Annotated in this window: 1 protein-coding gene; it reads left to right on the plus strand. The window is 60.3% G+C overall.

Features of this window, described 5'->3' with window-relative positions; genetic code table 11:
- On the plus strand, positions 1 to 229 hold a 229-nt coding region (locus L9G74_RS22245), incomplete at both ends, for a M16 family metallopeptidase (protein WP_238899150.1).

The raw sequence follows: 229 nt of genomic DNA on the forward strand, positions 1-229 counted from the left end.
GTCTGGATCAAGACCGGCTCGGCCGACGAAAGCGCGGAGCAGGCGGGCATCTCGCACTTTCTGGAACACCTTTTCTTCAAGGGGACTGAAACGCGGACGGCCCGCGAGTTGATGGACGCTATCGAGAGCCGCGGCGGGCATATGAATGCGTTTACGACACGAGAGCATACCTGCCTTTTCGTGAAGACGCTCAAGCATCACGGGAGCACGGCGATCGCCATTCTGGCCG

The organism is Shewanella electrica, assembly GCF_022321485.1.
In the GTDB taxonomy this organism is placed as follows: Bacteria; Pseudomonadota; Gammaproteobacteria; order Enterobacterales; family Shewanellaceae; genus Shewanella; species Shewanella electrica.